The 3,310-nt window shown below is 72.7% G+C and carries 4 protein-coding genes and 1 pseudogene; all 5 read left to right on the forward strand.

What is annotated here, in order from left to right; translation table 11 throughout:
• Positions 1-316: pseudogene (locus tag AB0J39_RS38840) on the forward strand (hypothetical protein); the annotation flags it as partial.
• Positions 309-815, forward strand: coding sequence for an SRPBCC family protein (locus AB0J39_RS38845; protein WP_363474122.1), 507 nt, complete (start codon positions 309-311; stop codon positions 813-815). The pseudogene AB0J39_RS38840 and the gene AB0J39_RS38845, both read left to right, overlap by 8 nt.
• A 16-nt stretch (positions 816-831) precedes the next feature.
• Positions 832-1,308, forward strand: coding sequence for a hypothetical protein (locus tag AB0J39_RS38850; protein WP_363474124.1), 477 nt, complete (start codon positions 832-834; stop codon positions 1,306-1,308).
• Positions 1,309-1,323: 15 nt separating this feature from the next.
• Positions 1,324-2,493, forward strand: a complete 1,170-nt coding sequence (locus AB0J39_RS38855) for an NAD(P)/FAD-dependent oxidoreductase (protein ID WP_363474126.1) — start codon at positions 1,324-1,326, stop codon at positions 2,491-2,493.
• Positions 2,490-3,310, forward strand: an 821-nt coding sequence (locus tag AB0J39_RS38860) for an FAD-dependent oxidoreductase (RefSeq protein ID WP_363474128.1), incomplete at its 3' end; no start/stop codon positions are given. The genes AB0J39_RS38855 and AB0J39_RS38860, both read left to right, overlap by 4 nt.

Consider the following 3,310-nt stretch of genomic DNA (forward strand, 5'->3'; position numbering starts at 1 on the left):
CGGCGAGCGGCTCACCCCCGAACTGCGGCGGATCACGGCGGCGGGCCTGGTCCACCAGCGGCACGAGGTGCGCGGCGTCGGCCTGCTCATCGGGATCGAGTTCGCCGACCCCGCGACGGCGATCGAACTCTTCATGGCACTGGTCGCCCACGACGTCGTGGCGAACGTGTCCCTGAGCTCCGACCACGTCGTCCGGCTCACGCCGCCCGCGACGCTGGGCGAACCGGAGATCGCCTTTCTTCTGGAACGGTTCGAGCGGGCGGTCGCGCTGGTCGCCGAGCAGAACCCCGAGTACGAGGTGCATGCGGATGCGTAGTGTCGAACTCACCCTGAACTCGCCGGTGGACGCGGACTTCGCGTTCCAGCGGATCACCGAGTTCGAGCGATATCCCGACTTCGTGGACGAGGTCCGCTCGGTCGTCGTGCGGGACAACGACGGCGAGACGCTGGTCAGCGAGTGGGACATCCTGTTCCGCAACGGCCCGCTGCGCTGGTCGGAGGCCGACTACATCCAGCGCGGCGCCCGCCGCATCGTCTTCGAGCAGACCGCCGGCGACTTCGACGTGTTCCGCGGGACGTGGCAGGTCGTGCCCGCCGCGACGGGCTGCGCGATCACCTTCGAGGCCACGTTCGACTTCGGCATCCCGAGCCTGGCCGGAGTGCTGGAGCCGATCGCCGCCAAGGTGCTCAAGGAGGCGATCGCCACCATCGTGCACCGGCTGCTCGGAGAGGCGGCCGTCGTCGGCGAGCCCGCGATCGCCGTGGCCGTACGCGCCCGGCTCGAACGTCAGCGCGCGGCCGTCGAATCGGCCTAGGCCCCGGGAGGATGGCATGGACCACGCGAACCGTTTCCAGAGCCTGGTCACCTACCGGCTGCTCCGCGCGGAGTACGCCGTCGCCCTCGTCGTGTGCTCGGTGCTGTTCCTCTGGCACATCCGCGAGGTGCGATGGCTGCCGGCCGTGGCGCTGTTCGCCTACATCGACGTGATCGGCTACATCCCGGGGGCGATCGCCTTCAGGCGGGCCCGCGGCCGCCCCATCTCCAAGGTCTACTACGTGCTCTACAACACGATGCACAGCATGGTGACCCAGGCCGTGGTGGTGGGGGTGTGGGCCGCTGTCGCCGGCTTCGAGTGGGCCCTGCTGGTGGTGCCGATCCACCTGTGCGGCGACCGCGCGCTCTTCGGCAACTTCCTCAAGTCCTTCAGCGTGCCGTTCGAACCCGCGGTGATCCCGCAGTTCGCGGAGTTCGACAGGCGCGTCTTCGGGCGGGACGACGCGGAGCTCGCCGTCCCCACGCGGATCTGACCGGTGAGGAACGCGATGTCTCAGAGTCTGGAACGCCCTCTCATCATCGGCGCGGGGCCGGGAGGTCTCGCGGTCGCCTGGACGCTGAAGGCGGCGGGACTCGACCCCCTCCTGCTCGACCGGGGCGAGGTCCCCTGCTCCACCTGGCACAGCTACTACCCCTCGATGCGGATGAACTCCTGGCGGCGGCTCAGCCACCTGCCGGGCAGGAAGCTGTCGGCCGAGTACGGCCCCTGGCCGATGCGGGACGACTTCCTCGCCTACATCAAGGCGTACGTCCGGGACCTGGATCCGGACATCCGGTTCGGGACCGAGGCGCGGCGGATCGACCGCGAGGACGGCCATTGGGTGGTGCGCACCTCCGGCGGCGACCTGACGACCGCGAACGTCGTGGTCGCCACCGGCCTGCACCGCACGCCGTACGTGCCGGACTGGCCCGGCCTGGACGAGTTCGAGGGCGAGTTCCTGCACGCCCGGGACTACCGGGTGCCCGAGCCCTACGTCGGCAAGGACGTCCTGGTGGTCGGCTGCGGGCCGACGGGGATCGACATCGCGGTGGCGGTGATGCGGGCCGGCGCGTCCCGGGTCCGCATGTCGATCCGGAACACCCCGGTGCTGTTCAAGCTCAGTCCGGTCACGTCGCTGCTGAGCCAGGCCATCAAACACGGGCCGCTGCCGGACTGGCTGGTCAACCGGGGCAGTCTGCTGATGCACCGGTGGCACTGGGGGGACCTCACGCCGTACGGCCTGGCCCCGCCCACCGAGGGGACCCTGGCGGGCACGGCGCGGATCGGGCACGCCTACGGCGCGATCGACCGCGGCCTGATCCCCGCCGTCAGGGAGGGGTCGATCGAGATCGTCCCGGGCGTCACCGGGTTCGACGGGAAGGCCGTGATGCTCGAGGGAGGCGCCGGCATCAAGCCGGACGTCGTCGTCGCCGCGACCGGCCAGCGGCCCGGCATCGACGGGCTGGTCGGGCACCTCGGCGTGCTGGAGAGGCCCGGCGGACGGCCGGCCGTGCACGGCGGCAGGTGTGCCCCGCACGCGCCGGGACTGTACTTCCAGGGGTTCCGGCTGCCGCCGGGGCAGCTGCCCGACATGGCCCTGGACGCACACGCGATCGCCGAGGCGATCACCGGGACCCGCCGGTTCAACCCCCTCCGGGTGCTGGGGATCGCATGGTGAGCGGGCGGCCGGACGGCCCGGCGAACGGTCTCGGACCGCACTGGGCCGGCGCCGGCTCCACCGGCCCGCGCCCCCGCCTGCACGGCCGGCACCGTTGTGACGTCGCCGTCGTCGGCGCCGGCCTGACCGGACTGTCCACGGCGGTGGAGCTGCTGGAACTCGACCCGGACCGCCGGGTCGTCGTGATCGAGGCCGACCAGGTGGCGGCCGGCGCGAGCGGCCGGGGGACGGGGCTGCTGGGGCCGCGCATCGGCCCGGCTCTGACGGTCGCCCGCCGCCGCTACGGCGACGACGTGACGCGGGCCGCCTACCACTGGTCGGTCGCCGCCGTCCGGCACGTCCTCGACCTGGTGGAGCGCCACCGGATCCCCTGCGACCTGACGCCGGGCGGTCAGCTCGTCGTCGCGTCCGGCGACGCGGCCGCCGAGGAGCAGGCGCGCGAGGCCGAGGCCGCCCGCGCCCTCGGCCTGGACATCCCGCTGGTCACCCGCGAGTCGCTGCCCAGGATCGGCGCGTCCTACGTCAGCGGGCTGCGGTACGCGCCCGCCGCGACCCTGGACCCGGCGGCGCTGACCGCGCACCTGGCGTGGATAGGCGAGCAGCGCGGGCTCACCGTCTTCGAGCGCAGCCCGGTCCGCGACGTGCGGCCCGGCCTGCTGATCACTGTCGTCACCGATCACGGCGAGGTCGTCGCCGACCACGTGGTCGTCGCGACCAACGCGTACGGCGGCCCGGGAGCACCGGCGGGGGTCGTGGGCGTGCGGGTGCAGGCCGGGGTCACCGAGAAGCTGCCGGACGCGGTGCTCGCCGCGCTGTC

Source organism: Microbispora sp. NPDC049633 (genome assembly GCF_040675265.1).
GTDB lineage: Bacteria > Actinomycetota > Actinomycetes > Streptosporangiales > Streptosporangiaceae > Microbispora > Microbispora maris.

Excerpts from the sequence above, each read along its gene's own strand:
- AB0J39_RS38845 (WP_363474122.1), top strand. The coding sequence starts at position 309 with ATGCGTAGTGTCGAACTCACCCTGAACTCGCCGGTGGACGCGGACTTC.
- AB0J39_RS38850 (WP_363474124.1), top strand. The coding sequence starts at position 832 with ATGGACCACGCGAACCGTTTCCAGAGCCTGGTCACCTACCGGCTGCTC.
- AB0J39_RS38855 (WP_363474126.1), top strand. The coding sequence starts at position 1,324 with ATGTCTCAGAGTCTGGAACGCCCTCTCATCATCGGCGCGGGGCCGGGA.